Annotated in this window: 20 protein-coding genes; 7 read left to right on the forward strand and 13 right to left on the reverse strand. The window is 55.0% G+C overall.

Features of this window, described 5'->3' with window-relative positions:
• Positions 1-209: 209 nt before the first annotated feature.
• Both ubiU and QPL94_RS06970 read left to right on the forward strand, forming a co-directional pair.
• Positions 210-1,205 carry a ubiquinone anaerobic biosynthesis protein UbiU gene (gene ubiU / locus QPL94_RS06965; protein WP_285356429.1) on the forward strand — a complete coding sequence of 332 codons (996 nt, stop codon included), beginning with the start codon at positions 210-212 and terminating at the stop codon, positions 1,203-1,205.
• Positions 1,206-1,217: 12 nt separating this feature from the next.
• Positions 1,218-2,108, forward strand: a complete 891-nt coding sequence (locus QPL94_RS06970; RefSeq protein ID WP_285356430.1) for a U32 family peptidase — start codon at positions 1,218-1,220, stop codon at positions 2,106-2,108.
• 6 nt (positions 2,109-2,114) lie between these two features.
• Here the strand turns inward: QPL94_RS06970 and QPL94_RS06975 are convergent, their stop codons facing one another.
• Genes QPL94_RS06975 through QPL94_RS06990 form a run of 4 tightly spaced genes read right to left on the reverse strand, consistent with a single transcriptional unit; the run spans position 2,115 to position 7,738 of the window.
• Positions 2,115-2,624, reverse strand: a complete 510-nt coding sequence (locus QPL94_RS06975) for a cytochrome c (protein WP_285356431.1) — start codon at positions 2,622-2,624, stop codon at positions 2,115-2,117.
• A gap of 10 nt (positions 2,625-2,634) precedes the next feature.
• Entirely contained in the window at positions 2,635-5,736 is a 3,102-nt protein-coding gene (locus QPL94_RS06980; RefSeq protein WP_285356433.1) for an efflux RND transporter permease subunit, read from the reverse strand.
• Positions 5,733-7,103 carry an efflux RND transporter periplasmic adaptor subunit gene (locus QPL94_RS06985; protein ID WP_285356434.1) on the reverse strand — a complete coding sequence of 457 codons (1,371 nt, stop codon included), beginning with the start codon at positions 7,101-7,103 and terminating at the stop codon, positions 5,733-5,735. The genes QPL94_RS06980 and QPL94_RS06985 overlap by 4 nt, the downstream gene beginning before the upstream one ends.
• A 2-nt stretch (positions 7,104-7,105) precedes the next feature.
• Entirely contained in the window at positions 7,106-7,738 is a 633-nt protein-coding gene (locus tag QPL94_RS06990) for a TetR/AcrR family transcriptional regulator (protein ID WP_285356435.1), read from the reverse strand.
• 200 nt (positions 7,739-7,938) lie between these two features.
• Between QPL94_RS06990 and QPL94_RS06995 the strand changes: the two genes are divergently transcribed.
• The 3 genes from QPL94_RS06995 (at position 7,939) to QPL94_RS07005 (ending at position 9,147) form a co-directional block, all read left to right on the forward strand.
• A complete protein-coding gene (locus tag QPL94_RS06995) occupies positions 7,939-8,301 on the forward strand; it encodes a DUF488 domain-containing protein (RefSeq protein ID WP_285356436.1) in 363 nt (120 codons plus the stop codon).
• Positions 8,302-8,453: 152 nt separating this feature from the next.
• Entirely contained in the window at positions 8,454-8,657 is a 204-nt protein-coding gene (locus QPL94_RS07000) for a YgaP family membrane protein (RefSeq protein WP_285356437.1), read from the forward strand.
• 175 nt (positions 8,658-8,832) lie between these two features.
• Positions 8,833-9,147, forward strand: coding sequence for a hexameric tyrosine-coordinated heme protein (locus tag QPL94_RS07005; protein WP_285356438.1), 315 nt, complete (start codon positions 8,833-8,835; stop codon positions 9,145-9,147).
• A 201-nt stretch (positions 9,148-9,348) separates the two neighbouring features.
• Here QPL94_RS07005 and QPL94_RS07010 read toward each other — a convergent pair whose 3' ends face one another.
• From QPL94_RS07010 to QPL94_RS07050, 9 genes are all read right to left on the reverse strand, one after another.
• Positions 9,349-10,083: a Crp/Fnr family transcriptional regulator gene (locus QPL94_RS07010; protein WP_285356439.1), complete on the reverse strand. Its 735-nt coding sequence runs from the start codon at positions 10,081-10,083 to the stop codon at positions 9,349-9,351.
• Positions 10,084-10,092: 9 nt separating this feature from the next.
• Complete coding sequence (locus QPL94_RS07015; protein ID WP_285356440.1) at positions 10,093-10,521, reverse strand: RrF2 family transcriptional regulator; 429 nt, start codon at positions 10,519-10,521, stop codon at positions 10,093-10,095.
• A gap of 148 nt (positions 10,522-10,669) precedes the next feature.
• Positions 10,670-11,620 carry a multicopper oxidase domain-containing protein gene (locus tag QPL94_RS07020; protein WP_285356441.1) on the reverse strand — a complete coding sequence of 317 codons (951 nt, stop codon included), beginning with the start codon at positions 11,618-11,620 and terminating at the stop codon, positions 10,670-10,672.
• 24 nt (positions 11,621-11,644) lie between these two features.
• Complete coding sequence (locus QPL94_RS07025; protein WP_285356442.1) at positions 11,645-12,763, reverse strand: multicopper oxidase domain-containing protein; 1,119 nt, start codon at positions 12,761-12,763, stop codon at positions 11,645-11,647.
• A gap of 94 nt (positions 12,764-12,857) precedes the next feature.
• On the reverse strand, positions 12,858-13,211 hold the full coding sequence (locus QPL94_RS07030) for a c-type cytochrome (RefSeq protein WP_285356443.1): 354 nt from the start codon (positions 13,209-13,211) through the stop codon (positions 12,858-12,860).
• 4 nt (positions 13,212-13,215) lie between these two features.
• Positions 13,216-13,920, reverse strand: a complete 705-nt coding sequence (locus QPL94_RS07035; protein ID WP_285356444.1) for a hypothetical protein — start codon at positions 13,918-13,920, stop codon at positions 13,216-13,218.
• Between the two features lie 210 nt (positions 13,921-14,130).
• Positions 14,131-15,294, reverse strand: coding sequence for a cytochrome P450 (locus tag QPL94_RS07040; RefSeq protein ID WP_285356445.1), 1,164 nt, complete (start codon positions 15,292-15,294; stop codon positions 14,131-14,133).
• 120 nt (positions 15,295-15,414) lie between these two features.
• Entirely contained in the window at positions 15,415-16,128 is a 714-nt protein-coding gene (locus QPL94_RS07045; protein WP_285356446.1) for a succinate dehydrogenase iron-sulfur subunit, read from the reverse strand.
• Positions 16,129-16,269: 141 nt separating this feature from the next.
• Positions 16,270-16,749, reverse strand: coding sequence for a hemerythrin domain-containing protein (locus tag QPL94_RS07050; RefSeq protein WP_285356448.1), 480 nt, complete (start codon positions 16,747-16,749; stop codon positions 16,270-16,272).
• Positions 16,750-16,845: 96 nt separating this feature from the next.
• On the opposite strand from QPL94_RS07050, the gene QPL94_RS07055 reads away from it, so the two are divergent.
• A complete protein-coding gene (locus QPL94_RS07055; protein WP_285356449.1) occupies positions 16,846-16,980 on the forward strand; it encodes a hypothetical protein in 135 nt (44 codons plus the stop codon).
• A gap of 3 nt (positions 16,981-16,983) precedes the next feature.
• Positions 16,984-17,826 (forward strand): iron-sulfur cluster assembly protein, encoded by an 843-nt coding sequence (locus tag QPL94_RS07060; protein ID WP_285356451.1) that lies wholly within the window; start codon positions 16,984-16,986, stop codon positions 17,824-17,826.
• Positions 17,827-17,910 lie beyond the last annotated feature (84 nt).

Here is a 17,910-nt window from a genome sequence, read left to right on the forward strand (position 1 = left end):
TAGTTTCGGGCGGGTAAGTCTTTGTAAGTTGGTGTTAGTCTGCTGTTTTTAAGTCAGAAATTCTGGCACTAGGTAATTGTGCCTGGAGTATTTAATGAGAGGTATACAGAAGCCTGCAGGTGACCTTTCAAAAACCGGGCTGACAATGGTCAATGTATCTCCGTGACGTTGCCGCTAGGCTGCACGTTGTTTCATTCAGCGGAGGGGTTATGGAACTCGTATGCCCGGCCGGCAGTCTGCCGGCCTTGAAAACCGCCGTGGATAATGGCGCTGATGCGGTCTACTTCGGTTTCCGCGACAGCACCAATGCCCGCCAGTTTGCAGGGCTGAATTTTAATGACAAGCGCGCTGGCGAAGGTATTGAATATGCCCACTCCAAAGGCAGCCGCGTGTTCTGTGCCATTAACACCTACCCGCAACCGGATGGCTGGGAGCAGTGGAAAGGGGCAGTAGACCGTGCCGCCGGCCTGGGTGTGGATGCCATCATCCTGGCCGATATGGGCCTGCTGGATTACGCCGCCAATAAATACCCGCATATCCCCCGGCACCTGTCTGTTCAGGGCTCCGCCACCAGTTATGAAGCCCTGTCATTCTACAAGGACAACTTTGATATCCGCCGGGCCGTGTTACCCCGCGTGCTTTCCCTGGACCAGGTCCGGGGTGTGGCAAAACACAGCCCGGTTGAGCTGGAAGTCTTCGCCTTTGGCAGCCTGTGCATCATGGCAGAAGGCCGCTGTTATCTTTCATCCTACCTGACGGATGAATCCCCCAATACCCGCGGTGCCTGCTCGCCGGCCAAGGCTGTGCGCTGGCAGGAGACTCCGCAGGGGCTGGAATCGCGCCTGAACGATGTTCTGATTGACCGCTACGGACCGGGAGAATCTGCCGGTTATCCAACGTTGTGCAAAGGCCGATTCGAGGTTGAAGGCAGTGTTTATCACGCCATTGAAGAGCCGGTCAGCCTGAGCACTCTGGATATGTTGCCGAAACTGAAGGAACTGGGTATCAGCGCGGTGAAAATCGAGGGCCGTCAACGCAGTCCAGCTTATATTGCCGATGTAGCCCGCACCTGGCGCCATGCCCTGGATAACCTGGAAGCCCGGCCGGATGACTATAAAGTTGATCCGGCCTGGAGAAACACCCTTTCGGGCCTGTCCGAGGGCGGGTTGACCACCCTGGGCGCCTACCATCGCAAATGGAAATAGGTTCTTCCGATTATGATGAAGTTATCCCTGGGCCCGATTCTGTGGTTCTGGTCCAAGCAGAGTGTTTTTGATTTCTATGGCAAGGCCGCCGAGTGGCCGTTAGATACCATCTATCTGGGCGAAGCCGTGTGCTCGCGCCGGCGGGAACTTAAGCCGGATGACTGGTTTGATATGGCCCGTGACCTGAAAGCCTGCGGTAAGGAGGTGGTGCTTTCTACCCAGACCCTGATTGAATCCGAGGCGGATCTGAGACGCCTGCGCCGGATCTGCGACCAGAATGAATTCATGGTGGAGGCCAACGACCAGAGCGCCGTTCAGGTTGCCGTTCGCAATCACATACCATTTATTACCGGCCCTTCCATGAACCTCTACAATGTCGCCTCATTGAAAGTCTTGGCAAGGCAGGGGCTGAAGGGTTGGAACCTGCCAGTGGAGCTGGGTAAGGAATCTCTGGAGGAACTCATCAAGGGCCTGAAAGCAGAGGGCCTGGACTTGCCTGCGGAAGTGTTTGCCTGGGGCTTCCTGCCATTGGCCTGGTCTTCCCGCTGTTTCACTGCCCGGCATTACAACCTGCCGAAAGACAACTGTGAATTCCGCTGCCTGGAGCATCCGGACGGTATGGAGCTGCGCTCCCGTGAAAGCCAGGAACTGTTCCGGCTGAATGGTATTTCCACTCTGTCAGGCTCGCGCTATGACCTGATGCGGGAGCTGCCGGATATGGAACGCATGGGGGTGTCTACCGTGCGCCTGAGCCCGGAACATCTTGGTATGGATGAGGTGGTCAAGCGGTTCGATCAGGTGCGCCGTGGTGAGGCACCGGCGACCGATCCGCTGCAGCTGGTGGAGGCGCCACCCTGCAACGGATACTGGTACGGCAAGCCGGGAATGGAACTGGTCGGCTAGGGCCGATCAGTCCCCTGAGGATTTAACACCAGGGAAACGGTCAGATACGTACTTGCCGTGGCATTGAATACAGTTGCCTGTCATTTTGTTGAACAGCTTTTGCTGTTTTTTCGTGTCCTTGTCTCTGCCGGCTTCGGCCAGTGATGCCGCGAGTTTGTGAAACTCCTTGTCCAGTTTGATGAAGCCCTTCGGGACAGCCGACATCAGGTCTTTGCGATCCTGTTCGGTCAGTTCCTGTTGCAGGATGAAGCTGTCATGAATTTGTTGGGCATTTTCAGCAACACTCTCATGTTGCCCCATGACCATGGCGGAATGAATAGAGGCCATGCCTCCCTGCACCGCTCTCATCTCCTTCTGAAGCAGTTGGCTCAGTTTGTCAGTGAGTTTCGGGGTGACAGGTTCCGCCGCCAGTGAACTGGTTGAAACTGCCAGGCCCAACAGTACGGTTGCCAGGAATTTTCCGGTTCTAGCTGTCATGTTTAATGATTCCTTTTGTTTGCAGGTTTTAAATACCATAGCAGTGGTGCTACTGCCTGTCAGGGTCGGGCGCTCTCGCCCAGCCAAGATCTTCAAGAATCGTGTAAAGCGCCGGCAATGCCACCAGTATCACAACGGTGGACACCAGCAGGCCGAATACCACCGAGATCACCAGTGGAATGACTGCCATGGCCTGGGTGCTGGTTTCGGCCAGCAGGGGCAGCAGGCCGGCGACGGTAGTGCTGGTGGTGATCAGGATGGCCCGGAAGCGGGCGCGGCTGGCGGTACCGGCGGCTTCCCGGGCACTCATGCCCTGAGCCCGGTAGGCCTTGATGAACTGCACCAGCAGAATCGCGTTGTTGACCACAATACCCGCAAGAGAGGCGGCGCCGATCAGTGAGGGCATGGACAGGTTGTAGCCCATGAGCAGGTGGCCCCACACGGCTCCCATAAAGGCCACCGGGATCGCCAGCATCACGATGATCGGCTCAAGGTAGCTGCGGAACTGGAACGACAGGATCAGGAAGATCCCCAGCAACCCGATCAGCAGTCCCCGGGCGATGGATTGGCCGGTTTCCCGGGAGCGGGCGGTCTGGCCTTCCACCTGCAGGCTGATCTCTGGCCATTGCTCACGAAGTTGCGGAAACAATCGGTTCTGTAAGTCGGCCACGATGGCACCGGCGTTGGTTTTTCGGCCGTTCACGTCGGCCGATACGGTGACTGTGCGTTGGCCGTCAATACGGGTGACCTGCGACCATTGCCGATCCTCGGTGATGGTGGCCACTTCGCGCAACGGAATCATCTGGCCCTTGGCCGTGGTGATCACGGTATCCTCTAGGAATTGGCGGGTGTTGCGTTCGGCGCTGGTCTGGCGCACCAGGATTTCGATGTGCTGGTCACCGAGCTGCACCGTATCCACGATATCTCCCAGCAGGCCGGTGCGGATCTGGCTGGCCACTTCAGCGGCATTCAGGCCGAGAGAGAGGGCGCTGTCGTGCAGTGTCAGAATCCGCTGGGGCTTGCCGGGGCGAAGATCATCCAGCACGTTGAACGTGCCGTTATAGCTGGAGATGTCCTCCCCCAGAAAACGGGCCGCGGCTTTAAGTTCGTCCAGATCGGTACCCTGCAGGCGGACCTCGATCGGAACGCCGGCCGGGCCGAAGCCGGGTTCCTGGATGTTCATGGCAATCAGCCCCGGAATCTCACCTATTTCCTGATACCAGCGGTCAGTGAGGGTGGCCAGATCGACGGTGCGCAGCTCTGCGGTCAGTAAATCGGCCATTACGGTGGCCACATGGGCGCCTTTCTCGCCGGCTCCTGCATGCTGGTTGAAGCGGGTCTGGATGTTTTGCACCAGGGCTTGCTGGTCGGGTGGTTCCGACGCGTATTCCTCGTTGATCCTGTGCATGGCCGAGGTGATGCGATCAGTAACGGCCTGCGTCTGGTGCAGGGGCGTGCCCTGGGGCATCAGCACCCGGGCTTCCAGAACGTCACCGTCAATTTCCGGCATGGCTTCCATGCGTACATGGCCACCCGCCATAAGCCCCACCGAGCCAAGGATAATCAGAAGCATGCCTGCCAATACTCCGTAGCGGAAACGAATGGCGATGTCAGCCAGCTTTCCCACCTTTTCACGAACCTTTTCAAAGCCGTTGTCGAAAGCGGCGCGGAAGCGGGACGGCGCTTTCTCGCCCTTGTTGCCGAGACCACTTTTGAGGTGGTGGGGGAGTATCCAGAAAGCTTCGACCAGTGAGGCGGCCAGGGCGGCAATCAGAACGACCGGCAAGACCTCCAGCACCGATCCCAGCTCGCCGGCCAGGAACGCCAAAGGGATGAACACGGAAACCGTGGTCAGAAAGGACGACAGCACCCCGGGGAGAATTTCCTGGGTGCCTCTGACGGCAGATTCCAGCGGGCTGAAGCCCTCGGATGCCCGCTGGGCGATGTTGTCGGTGACCACCACGGAGTCGTCCATGACAATACCAATAGCCATGAGCAGGGCCACCAGAGTGATCATGTTCAGCGACAGCCCGGTCAGGACCATCATCACAAAGGCCCCGGCAAAGGCGGCAGGCAGGCCGAACAGGGCCCAGAAGGCGAGGCGGGGGCGGAAGAACAGTCCCATCACGAGACCCACCAGCAGCAATCCGGTGATCCCGTTGCCCACAAGCATCTGCAAGCGGTCCCGGACGATGGACGTCATGTCCTGGGTAATCTCCAGTGCCACGGTGCCACCACGGCGGGTCTTCTCCTCATCAACAAAGGCCTGTAGCGAATCCATTACCCGTAGGGCATCGTCGTGCCGGTTCTTGTGGATCTCCAGAATAATGGCGCGCTGGCCGTTGAATTCCACCCGTTCCTCTTCCCGTTCATGGGCTTCGGTAATGGTGGCGAGATCGCCCAGGGTAAGCACGGCACCGGCTTCGCCACCAATGATTGGAAGCTCGGCCAGGGCCCGCAGGGAACGCCGCTCATCCACGAACCTAAGCTGGATATCCTGGCTGTCGGTTTCAATGTTGCCCAGGGGCATGTCCAGGTTCTGGCTGCTGATGGCACGGGCGATGTCACGCACACCCAGGCCATACTGGCGCAGCAGGTCCCGGGAGACTTCCACGTGCCATTGGCGCTGGGACAGGCCAACGGGGATAACATCGGCCACGCCCTCCATGGCGAAAAGTCGGTCTTCCAACTGGTTGGTGTAAGCCTCCAGGTGGGAAAAGCTCATAGGCCCGTATATTGCGATGGCCGCCACCAGACTGGTCCGGTACAGCTCGCGGATAACCGGCTCTTCGGCTTCCTCGGGCAGGTCGGTCAGCGCTTCAATTTCGGTGCGTATATCATCCAGAAACCGGCCCATATCGCCCTGTGGCGCCATGCTGGCTATGGTCTGGGCCTGATTGTCCCTCGCGGTGCAGGAGATTTCCTCCATGTAGTCCACACGCTGCAATGCTTCGCCCAGACGCTGGCAGATGGCTTCCTCCACATCCGCTGCGGTGGCACCCCGGTATTCCATGGTGATGCTGACTTCCGGTGGCAGGTAGTCCGGAAAGGTTTCCCGGGTCAGGTTCGGTGCCGAAAACAGGCCTGCCGCCAGAATCAGAATCAGCAGCAGGTTGCCCGCAGTAGGATGGCCGGCAAACCAGCGGATCATGGCTGCTCTCCGGCAGCCATTCTCTGCAGCCGTTGACGGACTTGCTCATCGGGTCGCGGCTTCAGAAGTGTGCCATCAATTGCCGGGACCAGATCGTCCAGAATCAGCCGGTCGCCGGGTGCCAGTCCGCCGCTGATCACTGCAAGCTCACCCTGTTGCCAGGCCAGAGTGACGGGCTGGCGCTGCAGGCGGTCATCACCATCGGCCAGGTACACCTCGCCCTGGTGAATGGTGCTGGCCGGCACCACCAGCACCGGATCGGGTGTCGGAACTGCGATAGTCGCCTGTACAAACATGTTTCGCACCAGCGGTGGCCGGGCTGGGGGACTGGCATCGCGGTATGGCTCCTCCACCGTAATGACTGCCTGCACAGTGCGTGTGACCGGGTCGAGGCTGCCAGTAACCCGGGTCAGCTTGCCCGACCATTGGCTGTCGGGTGCGCCGGTCGGGTGCACCCACACAGTCAGCGAATCCAGGGGCAGTTGCTGGTGGAAGTCGGTAAAGCCCCGGGAAGCTCTGTTGTCTGCCAGCTCAGGAACGCCCGGTATCTGGAACAGCACGTTACGAAGCTCGGATATTTCCAGCTGCACGGTGGCTTCTGCAGCGGTGATATCATCCGCCACAAACAGGGTCTGACCGGGGTTCACCTGTTGGCCGGTTTCGATGTCGGATTGGTGAACCCGCATATCCCAGGGGGCCTCAAAGCGAGTATCCTCAAGGTCTTCCCGGGCACCGGCCAGGGCCGACTCACTCCGGGCCAGGCGGGCATTCAGGGTGTCCTTGCGCACGGGGATCAGGTTGAGCTGGTTTTGCAGGGACTGCACCGCCTGTTGTTGCTGCAGGGTGGCCCGTTGTTGTTCATCCAGCCGGGTTTCAGACAGGGCACCACGATCCACCAGGGTTTTTGCCCGTTCCAGTTCCCGCTGGGCGAGGGCCAGCCGGCGGTTTTCCAGCTCCAGCAGCTCCCGTGTGTTTCGCTGCTCCTGCTCCAGTTGCCGCAGTTCCGCCTCAAGGCCGGCGATATCGGCCTTGGCCGAGGCCTCGGCCAGTTTGTAACGGGTTGGGTCTATCTGCAGCAGGCGGGTACCTTCGGGAAGCAGGTTGCCGCTTTCCAGATCCGGGTGCTTCCAGGTGATACGACCTCCCACGCTGGCCACAGCCTTCCAGCTCCGGGCAGGTAACACCTGGCCATAACCACGGGCTTCGGTTCGGACGGTCAGGGGCGTGACTTCAAGGATTCTTGCCGGTGTTGCTGTTACCTGTTCAGTTGACCGCTCTGGTGGCTGCTTCAGTTTCACCATTATCACCACGAAGGCAGTGCCGGCGATCAGTGTCAGGGCGAGGATGATTTTATTCGTTCGGGTCATCGTTACTCTCCGTCATCACTCGTCCGGATGCTGGCACTAAACAGCTTGAAAATTCGGGGTGCCGACTCTTCGATAGACATAATGTCGCCACCCACCATGGCCTGCACCACCAGGCCCTGAATGGCGCCGATGTAGAGCACCGCAGCGGCTTCTGTGTCGATGGTCGGGCTGATGCATTTTTGTTCGATACCGAGGTGCAGCAGAGCAACGACTTTCTGGCGGTAGAAAGCCAGCGTCTGGCGGATGATACGCTTGGCGGGTTGGTTGCCCGGTTTCTGGAGCTCACCGAGCATCAGCCTCGGAATACCCGGATGGCGGGCAATAAAGCCGATATGCGCCAGAAACATGGCTTCCAGGGCCTTGTCTGCCCCTTCGTGCTGGTCGGCAACACTGAACACCCGTGTTGTCAGTTGACCGGCTACCCATCCAGCTACTGACTCCCACAGGCTGCTCTTGTTGGGAAAATGCTTGAACAGGGCACCCTGGGACACCCCCACCTTTTGAGCAATGCGGGTAGTTGTCAGGGTGGAGGGATCCTGCTCGCCGCACAGATGCACCACTGCCTCAATGGTCTCGGACTGGCGTTGTTCGGTGCTTTGGTAGGCTCGTTTTGTGGATTCTGGAGTGGTTGCCATCGGTTTCTCAAAGAAGAAAGTGATTAATTACTTTATTCTGAAAGGAGCTGCTGGTTTTTGCAAGGCTGGTTTTGTGCAGGGTGGGTCCGGCATTGGCATTTGTCTGGGGTCTGAGCACTGCATACACTGATGACGGATCTCTCTCGGAAAGCCTGCGGGAGTTCGTTCCCCGGCAGGCAGATCAGCAGGAGCAATCGTCTATGGATATCCGCCTGAAACGAGCCTACGACCAACCGGCTCGCTCCGATGGCCCGCGCATTCTGGTGGACAGAATCTGGCCCCGGGGTGTGGCCAAGGAAGATGCTGACATTGCTCACTGGCTGAAAGGTCTGGCACCGTCTACCGAATTGCGCAAATGGTTCAACCATGACCCGGACAAATGGTCGGAGTTCTGCGAGCGCTATCTGAAAGAGCTCAAATCCGATGAGGCCGCAGAGGATCTGAGTACACTCCGGAAACTGCTTGATGAACACGAGCGCATAACGCTGGTGTTTGCTGCGAAGGATACCGAGCACAACAATGCTGTGGCACTTCGGAATTTTATTCTGAACGATCGGCTTTGAATGTGTCCGTCAATGGTGCTGCCGAGCCAGTGCGGTTTGCGTAGCGGCTTTCGGCCAATGTCATGGTTATGTTCCTGAAAAGTGATTTGTGTCATTGCCAAAAAAGGGTAATGGGTAAATGGTATATCCTTATTCCCTCAAAGAGGTGTGCTATGACAATTAATGAAGGTCTTCGCCTGATGGCAGGCGTGTTCACCCTGATCTCCATTCTGCTCGCCCACTATGTAAGTCCCTATTGGCTGCTGTTTACCGGCTTTATTGCCCTTAACCTCATTCAGTCTGCGTTCACCAAATGGTGCCCGGCCATGGCGATCCTCAGGAAGATGGGACTGAAAGAGGAAAAACCGGTTAACTGACCGGCCCTTGCGGGAAATGTGCAGGCTGCGGCTTGATTCTGCCAGATCGGTTTTTGCGTCTTTGGTCGTAGAGTTGTAATCTTAAAGATTCATTTACAATGACTCTATTTTGGTCCATTACTGAAAGAGCCTCGTGAAAGAGGCCCATAAATTGATGAGAGCCAAGGAGATAATAATGATTAAACCAAGAAACAAAATTCAGGTGGTTTGTGCAGCTCTGGTGTTTAGCGTGTCTTTGGCGGTACAAGCGGAAGATCAGGAGAAGTCCGATATCTGGCTGCCGAGCCTGGTTACTGAAACACCTCAAGAAGGTTTTCAACTGGCCATCAAACTGTCCCGGATGGGGGTGAAAAGTACTCAGTCTGATAAGGAGACTCTGTTCCGTGAGCGTGCAAAGTACTCTCAAGATGGTGAGGCACTTATCCATGCGTCCGAGGTGATAGCGGTCCATTTCCAAACCGTGGCCGCGGCCAACAACTACTGGAAGTGATATTGACTATGGCGGCTAGCAGGGCCGCCATCGCCTCGCCTGTTTAGGTATTCTTTTCGTATTTCAATCACCATCGGTAGGCAACGGAATCCTCCCGTGGGGATGAGGGCCTGCTCGGGCTGCTCCTTGGGAGGCAGGTTTCGGGGTGAGAACCGCCTGGAAAATGCCATCCTCCAACTCAATTGGAGGTTACGAGAGACATCAAGTCCACATCTCCATATTTCGATACTCCACGCCAAGTAACTGCTCCAGGGCAGGGCGATTGAGAATCTGTAGCTGGCTACCCTTCTGCTCTACGAATCCATTTATTTTAAACCGCCCCAAAGTGCGCGAGACCGTTTCACCCCGTATTCCCAAGCGGGAACCTATTTGTTTTTGATGGCACGGAAGTTTCAGTCTTGTACCGTCTTGCAGGTCACTAAGATACAGAAGGAACGCAGCCAGTCGTTGTTCGGCGTTACTACCAGTGAAAAAGTCGACCTGGTTCATGTAGGCGTGGGCCTTTTGGCTCATGTGCTGCAGGAGCGCTCGAGTTAAACCAGGGTTCTTCTGAGCGATCCCCGAAAGCGCGTTTCTTTCGAAGCTGTATGCAATGCCATCTTGGGTACCGCGACCATTCAGAGAAAATACAGGCATTTTCATAAACATCGAGTAGAGTTCAACGAGTTGGCCGTGTCGATAATAACCAAACAGCTTTTCGTCACCTCCGGGGGTTGCGCGGAATACCTCTATTTCGCCTGCAACGATCAGGAAAAAATGATCAGCCACCATTCCCTCAGAAAAAATCGCTTCTCCCTGAGAAAACGCGTGTCTTCGGACATCTTTTAAAAGCATGGTGACGTCCATCTTACTTAAGCATGCGAATATCGGATCTTCCTGCAAAAGACGTTTCAAAGTTGGATATTCAAAACTATTGGGCGCTGCTGCTATATTCATGATCGACCCTCAAGGTCCCACCATGCGTAGGCGCTCCACCATATGGGAATCGTCCAACATCATGGCGAGTGTATATTCATTGAGCGTGGCAACAAAAGCGTCGCGTGCAGCATTGACTGCACTTTTGATGGTGCAGCCCCCTTGGAGCGGGCACTCTTGTTTGTTGCAGTCAATGATTTCCATGTTCTCCTCCATTTCCAGTACAAATTGGCCTAATCGAACCAATTCGGGAGAACGGCTGAGCATAACTCCACCGGACTTGCCCTGGGTTGTTTGTACATACCCAAGAGTGCTCATACGATGAATAACTTTGCGTAAGTGTTCCTGAGAGATGCCGTAGGCTGTTGCTATTTCCCGCCGGGGGACTGACCTGCCTCGTCGGGTTCCGACATAGACCAGGACCCTCAAACCAAAATCTGTATACGTTTTTAATTGCATCGTTTCACCTGGATGACAGCTGCATAAAATCATACGATACATTTTGTATACATCATCGTGTCCTTAACAGCAAAAAAGGCCGGCCCGGATAGGGCCGGCGAAAACCTCCTTGCTCGCTTTCGAAAGAATCAGTGAGGGAGGCGAGGGGTCATCGAATCAATATGTTTCCTTTCTTGCCAAGTGAAGGGTCCGCCCCTTCAGTATTCATCAAGACGCTTATGCCACCGTTCAGAGCGCCTTTCATCTGGTGATCTACGATGGCGTTGTTGGTGTCACGGTCAGAAGGACTGACCAGATCAAGAGTAGCTCCGGACGCCGCCGGTACAAGGTACGTTTGAATCCCTTTTTCGAGGTTGAATGGGTGACCACTGTTAAAAACGCGTTCCCAAATCCCGGCAATCGGATGGAGGGCAACGGATTTATTGACGTGGGCATTCACGAAGTAGAACCGAACTCTTTCCCCAGGTTCGGATTGCAGCATCAAGCTGGCATTTGGGTCATGCAGGGGGTCATAGTGAAACGCTTTGCCATTCACTAAAGTGCCCTTCCAACCGTCGTCTTCCAGCATCTGTTCTGCTGTGGTGCCAGGCTTAAACAGATCGCTGTGGACGATGACGTACTCACGATCCGGTTTGGGGTAGTTTTCGTTATATCCCTCTTTGGGATCGACAATAATAACGCCATACATACCGCGGCCTATATGCTCAACCATAGGGTCGGTGCCACAATGGTAAATGAACACACCTGGGCTGGTTGCTTTAAACTTGAAGTGCTTTTTCTCCCCAGGTTTCACTGCTTCAAATTCGTCCAGTACGTCAACAACGGCGGCATGGAAGTCCATAGAGTGACTTTGTTTATTGCCCTCCTCATTGATAAGAGTGAAGTCGACGACGTCTCCCTCTTTTACGCGAACAACGGGACCGGGAACGGTTCCCCCGAACGTCCACATGGTTTGCATCGTTCCCTTGTTATCTACTGCGATTTCTTTCTCAATGACCGGGATCTCGATCTTCACCACTTCAGCCATCGCGGGAGATGCCAGTATTGCAGCCGCTGCGATAGCCGCGGTAGCCTGCTTTATTGATCTGGAAATAGACATCTTTCTCTCCTTTGGTTTTACGTATTAGTTGGACTGATTTCTGCCGCGGCTCCTGCCACGACCTGAGGATTCATCGTTTTCAATTTTCTGGGCCTCGAAGCCCTCGTGATTGAAGAGACCGCTGCCTTCGGTCAAGCTTTGTGTGTAGTAAAAGTCGGGGTCGTAGGATTTGTCCTTCCAGACATACCAGTCATCATCTTCAATGCTGTCGTACTCGACGATCATGACCGCACCGCCAGGTACTTTTCCGTTGTTACTTGTGTGGTGTTCTATGTGGTCATGGGCAATCCAGCGCCCAGGGTTGTCCATCCTGACGATCACGTCGTACCGCTCGCCCTGATTGATATCCACGACGTCCGCCCAGAAGGGAGATTCCAATGGCAGGCCGTCTTTATGGGTGACGAGCATGTCGTGTCCATGCAAGTGAAACGCTGTCTCAATTCCAGCTGCAAATAAGCGCAGACGAAGGACATCACCTTCTTTAACTCTTAAGGGTTGAGTATTCGGAAAGGATTGGCCGTTGATCGAAAAATAAGTCAGCTTCTCAGCAGGGTGCCCTCCTTTGCCGAATGTCTGAGCGACTTCTTCATTCCAACCTGAAAACATCAGAATGGCTTCTTTGGTAACTTCGCTTTCGATTGGCGCTGGTTCCTTGGGGTCCACAATCAGGGGGCCCCACATTCCGCGCAATCCAACATGTTCCGGGACATTCACGTGGCAGTGATACCAGAGGCTTCCGGGCTTATCGGCAACGAACTTGTAAGTGAACGAGTCGCCGGGCTGTACCGCCTGTTGGGTGACGTTCGGGACCCCGTCATTCCGCCACGTACCGGTCTGGTAGATGCCATGCCAGTGGATGGTATGGGCCAGAGTTGTCATGTTGGTCAACTCTACCTCTACTGTGTCTCCCTCTTTGACCCGTATGAGCGGCGCCGGTACCTGACCGTTATAGGCCCAAACCTTTGCTTTGAATCCTGGCGCCACTTCTTTTTCCCGCTCCTCGATAGTCATTTGAAACTGGTGCGTTTCTGACCACGCTGGTGTGGCAATCCCCATTGAGACAATGGCAGCGATAGCAAGAGCGATCCGGGAGGCTTGCGGAGTGCCCGCTGCGCAGAGCGGCTTTGCCGTAGTTAATGTCATCGTATACTCCTTCAATGTAAAAAATGCACATCGTTTGGCTCGTTATTAAATCCGGTATTGCCAGCTTGAAAAATCCCTCCTGGATATGGGGTTATCATGGAGCTTCGCAGTTACAGAGCTCTCGCAAATAGCGCACTACTCGGTCAATTTCTGCATCTGACATGTTGGCGTCCCAGTTGGGCATCAGAATGGATTTGTTAACAGCTTGCCCGCCATGCTTTATGGCCTTGAACAGCTCCTGGTCTGAACGCGCAGACATCTCAGCGGAGTCGGTATGGTCTCTGGGAAGCACTTCGATATCTCTTGAATTAACACCCCATCCGTCGCCATATATGCCGTGGCATTGTGTGCAGTATGTGTCGTAAAGTTGCTTTCCTGTCGGCTCGGATTCGGCTAGTGCCGGGGCAGAGAACAAAGTGATCAACATTATGCGAGTCAGAAAATGCATGCGTTCACTCCTTTGACAATGTGGTGATAAAGTCTGCCAATTTTTGAACCTCACTATCTTCTAAGTGCAGGTTCGACATAAAGGTTTTTGGTTCCCAGGCTTGAGGATTCCTGATAAAGCTGTAGAGAAATTCAGGCTTCAACCGGGCACCAGCTGTATAGACCTCAGGGCCTGAAATCCCGCCATACCCCTTCTCCAATTCGTGACAGCCGACGCAGCCCTTGAATTTGGTAAAGTTCATGTGTCCCATGGCGCCGGAGCTGGGTTTGGGTACGTAGTCGACATCTGATACCAGGTCATCGTGTGGAGTCAGCGACATCAGGTAGGATGCCGCGACTTGAGCCTCCGATTTACTGTAGACAGGATGCTCAGGCAACTTATCTTTGGGGACGATGTCACGGTCCTCCGCTGCCACTACATTTTGCCCGAAGAAGGTTCCTCCCGGACGGAGCCTGGTCGGTGATTGCAGCCACTGAATGAGCCAGTCTTTTTGAAACTTGTTTCCCGCATAGTGGAGGTCAGGTGCCTTACGTTCACGGATCCGAGCCGTCGTAAAACTTTGGGGTTCGTTAAGTGCGTGACAGCCAGAGCAGTTGGTCTCCACAAATTGCTTTGCCTTTTCTTCAGCGAATGCCGGGCTGGTGAATCCCGTTAAGATGCCGACTAGCATTGTCACGGTCGGTAGATGAAAGAGTTTCCGTTGGATCATGTTCAGTGTTCCTCTCAGTAGTCCGCGGATATTCAGCAGTGAGCTCGACCTCAAACAATGTATTTCAGATACATTGTTAAGGGCAAGTTATGAGGATGACATTGATCAATGCGAACTAAAACTCGATCCTATTGGCTCGGGTCAATGACGGTGAACCAGTGTGAACTGGCGGCCAGCGAGAGCGCCACGTCTGGACATTGGCAGAGGTATTTATCGTTTTCTCATGATCATCGGCAGGTAACTGAAGCCTCCAGTCGGGAAAACCGCCCGTTCAGGTCGATCCTCGGGCGCTGGTTCCAGTGTGTCGACAGCGGAAAGAAATTCTTCCATCAGCACCCTGAGCTCCATCCTGGCCAGCGGCGCCCCAGGGCAAACGTGAACGCCCGCACCGTAAAGCAGGTTATGGTCACGGTTCTTCTGTGGGCAAAACGCATCGGGGTCGCCGAAGACTTTTTCGTCCCGGTTGGCGGATGCCCACAGAATGGTGACTTTCTCGTCTGCGGGAATACGTCTTCCGCCAATGTCCACATCCCGGGTGGTAACCCGTCGGTTAGACATCAGCGGCGCGTCCATACGCAGTATTTCATCGATAGCGTCCGGCAGGGCAACGGTATCGTTGGCAAGGCTCTGTTTGAGGTCGCGGTGTTCAGCCAGGTAACTCAGGAGAATGGAGACGCTGGAGCTGATGGTGCCCAGTTCACCGACCGTCCAGTTCCGCAGAAGGCTTGTGAGCTCTTCATCGGTCATGGTGCGGCCATTGACGGTCTCTTCCATCAGCGAGGTGGTGACGTCTCTCGGGGCGTTGGTTCCGGCCTGCCGTCGGGTTTCCAGCAGATTGTGAATATAGCCGTCGAACTCATGGGCAACTTCAGCCATGGCCTGCCGGTCACTGGCGAGCGTAGCCTGGTGGTTTTTCAGTACCCATTCTCTCAATGGTTCGTGAAGGGAGTCGGGCCACCCCATAAAGGCGCACTGTATCTGCAGGGCAAAGGCTCTGCTGAATTTTTCGACCACATCGAAGGGCTGACCGTCATGCAGGCTATTGACAAGTTTGCGGGCAATGCTCCGACAGGTTGGCTCGAATTCGCTCATTGCCTGTTGAGAGAAATAGGGCTCGATGACCTTTCGATAAGGGGTGTGTTCAGGTGGGTCCATGCCATTGGGGACCGAAAGATGACTGGATGCCGCACTGCTGAATGTCTGGTGATCTTCCAGAACTCGCATGACATCGTCATGCCTGAATAACGTCCAGTGCTGATAGTCGCTCCAGGCAACCGGGCACTGAGCGCGCATGCTATCGTAGGCCCGTATCTGGTCACCCAGAACCTCGTTGGCGCGGGGGTTCCAGTCAGCTGTGCGGGGATCGTCTGCCATTGCTAATCCTCGAAACAAAAATATGTTTCTTCAGATTAACAGAGCGCCGGGTTGTCTTCTTGAAGATAAATCAATTGGTGCCTGGCCAGATAATCGGAATCAGCAAGTTGTTGTCGTTAATCAGACCTGTTCCCGCAGCAGCATGGCTTTGATGTGGCCGATGGCTTTCATAGGGTTGAGCCCCTTGGGGCAATAGGCCGTGCAGTTGCCAATACCGCGGCAACGGAAAACACTGAACGGGTCTTCCAGTTTTTCCAGGCGTTCGCGGGTGGCGGTGTCCCGGGAATCTGACAGAAACCGGTACGCCTGCAACAGTCCCGATGGCCCGATGTATTTCTCAGGATTCCACCACCAGGACGGGCAGGCGGAGGTGCAGCAGGCGCAGAGAATGCACTCGTATAACCCGTCCAGCTTTGCGCGGTCTTCCGGGCTTTGCAGTCTTTCAATTGCCGGGTCCGGCGTGTCGTTGATCAGCCAGGGCATAACACGTTCGTACTGTTTGAAGAACATTGACTGGTCAACCACCAGATCCCGGATTACAGGCATGCCCGGAAGTGGCCGGATTTCCAGAATCTCTTTTTTGCCCAAGGCATCCGCTACGTTGGTAATACAGCCCAGGCCATTGCGGCCGTTGATGCTGAGCCCGTCGGAGCCACAAACGCCTTCGCGGCAGGAGCGCCGGAATACCATAGTGGGATCCCGCGTTTTCAGGTGTTCCAGTACATCCAGTACCATGCGATTCCGGAATTCCTCACCAACCTCGACATCCTGGCTGTAAGGCACATCGTCCTGTTCCGGGTGGTAGCGATATAGTCTGACTATAAAACCACTCATGGCATTGGGCTCCCATACATTGATCTGATGCCGTTGTGCTCAAAAAGTCGTATTCAGTATGAAGATTAGCAGATGATTTATGCAATCAAACCGAAAATACGGAATCAGGATTCTATGCCACACTCCAGGAGTTACCCGCCCTCAAAACTGAAATCTCGGAAACAGCACGTCGCGTTCCAGGTAGATTTGCTCAGACAAGCTGAAATCCAGAGCTTTGAGCTCGCGATAGAACCGCTGCCAGGATCGGCAGGCGGAATCCGGAGCCCGGTAGTTCCGGGTCATCAGGCGCAGTTTTTTCAGTTGCCGCTTGATGAGTGAATGCTCCTCGTTCATTTGAGCGATCGGTGTGTCTGGCTTAGGCGGCTGGTCATGCTCCATTTGTTTCAGAACATAGGTGTTTTCTCTCTCGATGTGATCGGTGAGGGTGTGCTCCAGCTTTTTGACAGCCAATGTAATGCCTTTTGGAACATCGGGATTCGCCCTGTGCACTGCCTCGATCTTGCGGGCGAGCCGGTGCAGTTTGGGGAGTTGCTGGAGATGACCGACATCGTAGCCCTGCAATATGAGCTCCAGCAGCACGTCGGTATTCACATTCTCAATCGGTGTCTGTTGATCGTTCATTGCTGATTCTCCTCTCTTGCGATAAGATATATATAGAATACATTTTATTTGGTGTCAAGAATTGTTCTCATTGTCTCAGTGCATGGAGAGGTAACGATGACTAGCAACAAGCCAGAGAAAACCAAAGACCCGATCTGGAATCAGCATCTGAAGTGGCTGGATCTTGTCAGTAATGAGTGCAGATTCAACCAGCTTAAGCGTGAACGTCAAAAACGCAGAAAAGGTGAGTAGATCGTGAACATCAATGCTGAAGTGAAACCGGAAGCCCGTGACTATCTGGTTACTTTGCTTGCGAAGCAGGAAGTGCCCGGGATGGCGGCGCGTGTGTATGTGGACAAGGCCGGCACCCAGCATGCCGAAACATGCCTTGCCTTCTGTCCGCCGGGCGAGGAGTCGCCGGGGGATGTCCGTAAAGAGTTTGATGAACTGGTGCTGTATTTCGATGAGGTGAGTGTCCCTTACCTGCAGGATATGCAGATTGGTGTTCAGGGGGAGGGGAAACTCCAGTGCCTGACCATCAAGGCACCGAATGCGAAACAGCCGGCAAAACCACCCAAAACTTTCGTGTTGTCGCAAAACTGCGAAGCCTTGCGGGTGCCATACGGAAACACTGTCACCCTTCCGGAGGGAGCGTCCGTCTCGATAACCCAGGCACTCGGTGGAAGCTTCACGGTTAACTACGAGGGCAACCTGTACCGTCTTTCCCCGGAGGTCACGCGACAACTGGGCTTTCAATCGGACGCCGTCATGTTCGAGCCGCCGGAGGATGGGCAGGTCAGGGAGCAACAATGCTGGGATGCGATGCGGCTGGTCTACGACCCGGAAATTCCGGTAAACGTGGTCGCTCTGGGGCTTATCTATAAACTGGATATTGATCAGGACAGCCATTCTGTACGTGTCGAAATGACACTGACATCACCGGGTTGCGGAATGGGTGACATCATTGCCGGCGACGTGAAAGGCAAGCTGTTACAGGTTCCCCACGTCGAAGACGCCAAGGTGGATATCGTGTTCGATCCTCCCTGGAGCTACGACAACCTGGAGGAGGAAGCGCGGCTGGAGTTGGGGCTGATCTGAGCAGGACGATTAATTGACGGATCTCATGTGGGCGTTTGGACTACACTGCTAATAGTTGCCTTTTCACATGGGAGTCCGAGCAAC

Origin of the sequence: Marinobacter sp. SS13-12 (assembly GCF_030227115.1) — a bacterium.
In the GTDB taxonomy this organism is placed as follows: domain Bacteria; phylum Pseudomonadota; class Gammaproteobacteria; order Pseudomonadales; family Oleiphilaceae; genus Marinobacter.

Coding starts and splice junctions, on each gene's coding strand:
- QPL94_RS07025 (WP_285356442.1), bottom strand. CDS start 12,763: ATGACATTAACTACGGCAAAGCCGCTCTGCGCAGCGGGCACTCCGCAA.
- QPL94_RS07045 (WP_285356446.1), bottom strand. CDS start 16,128: ATGAGTGGTTTTATAGTCAGACTATATCGCTACCACCCGGAACAGGAC.
- QPL94_RS06990 (WP_285356435.1), bottom strand. CDS start 7,738: ATGGCAACCACTCCAGAATCCACAAAACGAGCCTACCAAAGCACCGAA.
- QPL94_RS07030 (WP_285356443.1), bottom strand. CDS start 13,211: ATGCATTTTCTGACTCGCATAATGTTGATCACTTTGTTCTCTGCCCCG.
- QPL94_RS07020 (WP_285356441.1), bottom strand. CDS start 11,620: ATGTCTATTTCCAGATCAATAAAGCAGGCTACCGCGGCTATCGCAGCG.
- QPL94_RS07055 (WP_285356449.1), top strand. CDS start 16,846: ATGACTAGCAACAAGCCAGAGAAAACCAAAGACCCGATCTGGAATCAG.
- QPL94_RS06970 (WP_285356430.1), top strand. CDS start 1,218: ATGATGAAGTTATCCCTGGGCCCGATTCTGTGGTTCTGGTCCAAGCAG.
- QPL94_RS07000 (WP_285356437.1), top strand. CDS start 8,454: ATGACAATTAATGAAGGTCTTCGCCTGATGGCAGGCGTGTTCACCCTG.
- QPL94_RS06995 (WP_285356436.1), top strand. CDS start 7,939: ATGGATATCCGCCTGAAACGAGCCTACGACCAACCGGCTCGCTCCGAT.
- QPL94_RS07005 (WP_285356438.1), top strand. CDS start 8,833: ATGATTAAACCAAGAAACAAAATTCAGGTGGTTTGTGCAGCTCTGGTG.
- ubiU (WP_285356429.1), top strand. CDS start 210: ATGGAACTCGTATGCCCGGCCGGCAGTCTGCCGGCCTTGAAAACCGCC.
- QPL94_RS06980 (WP_285356433.1), bottom strand. CDS start 5,736: ATGATCCGCTGGTTTGCCGGCCATCCTACTGCGGGCAACCTGCTGCTG.
- QPL94_RS07010 (WP_285356439.1), bottom strand. CDS start 10,083: ATGAATATAGCAGCAGCGCCCAATAGTTTTGAATATCCAACTTTGAAA.
- QPL94_RS07035 (WP_285356444.1), bottom strand. CDS start 13,920: ATGATCCAACGGAAACTCTTTCATCTACCGACCGTGACAATGCTAGTC.
- QPL94_RS06975 (WP_285356431.1), bottom strand. CDS start 2,624: ATGGTATTTAAAACCTGCAAACAAAAGGAATCATTAAACATGACAGCT.
- QPL94_RS06985 (WP_285356434.1), bottom strand. CDS start 7,103: ATGACCCGAACGAATAAAATCATCCTCGCCCTGACACTGATCGCCGGC.
- QPL94_RS07015 (WP_285356440.1), bottom strand. CDS start 10,521: ATGCAATTAAAAACGTATACAGATTTTGGTTTGAGGGTCCTGGTCTAT.
- QPL94_RS07050 (WP_285356448.1), bottom strand. CDS start 16,749: ATGAACGATCAACAGACACCGATTGAGAATGTGAATACCGACGTGCTG.
- QPL94_RS07040 (WP_285356445.1), bottom strand. CDS start 15,294: ATGGCAGACGATCCCCGCACAGCTGACTGGAACCCCCGCGCCAACGAG.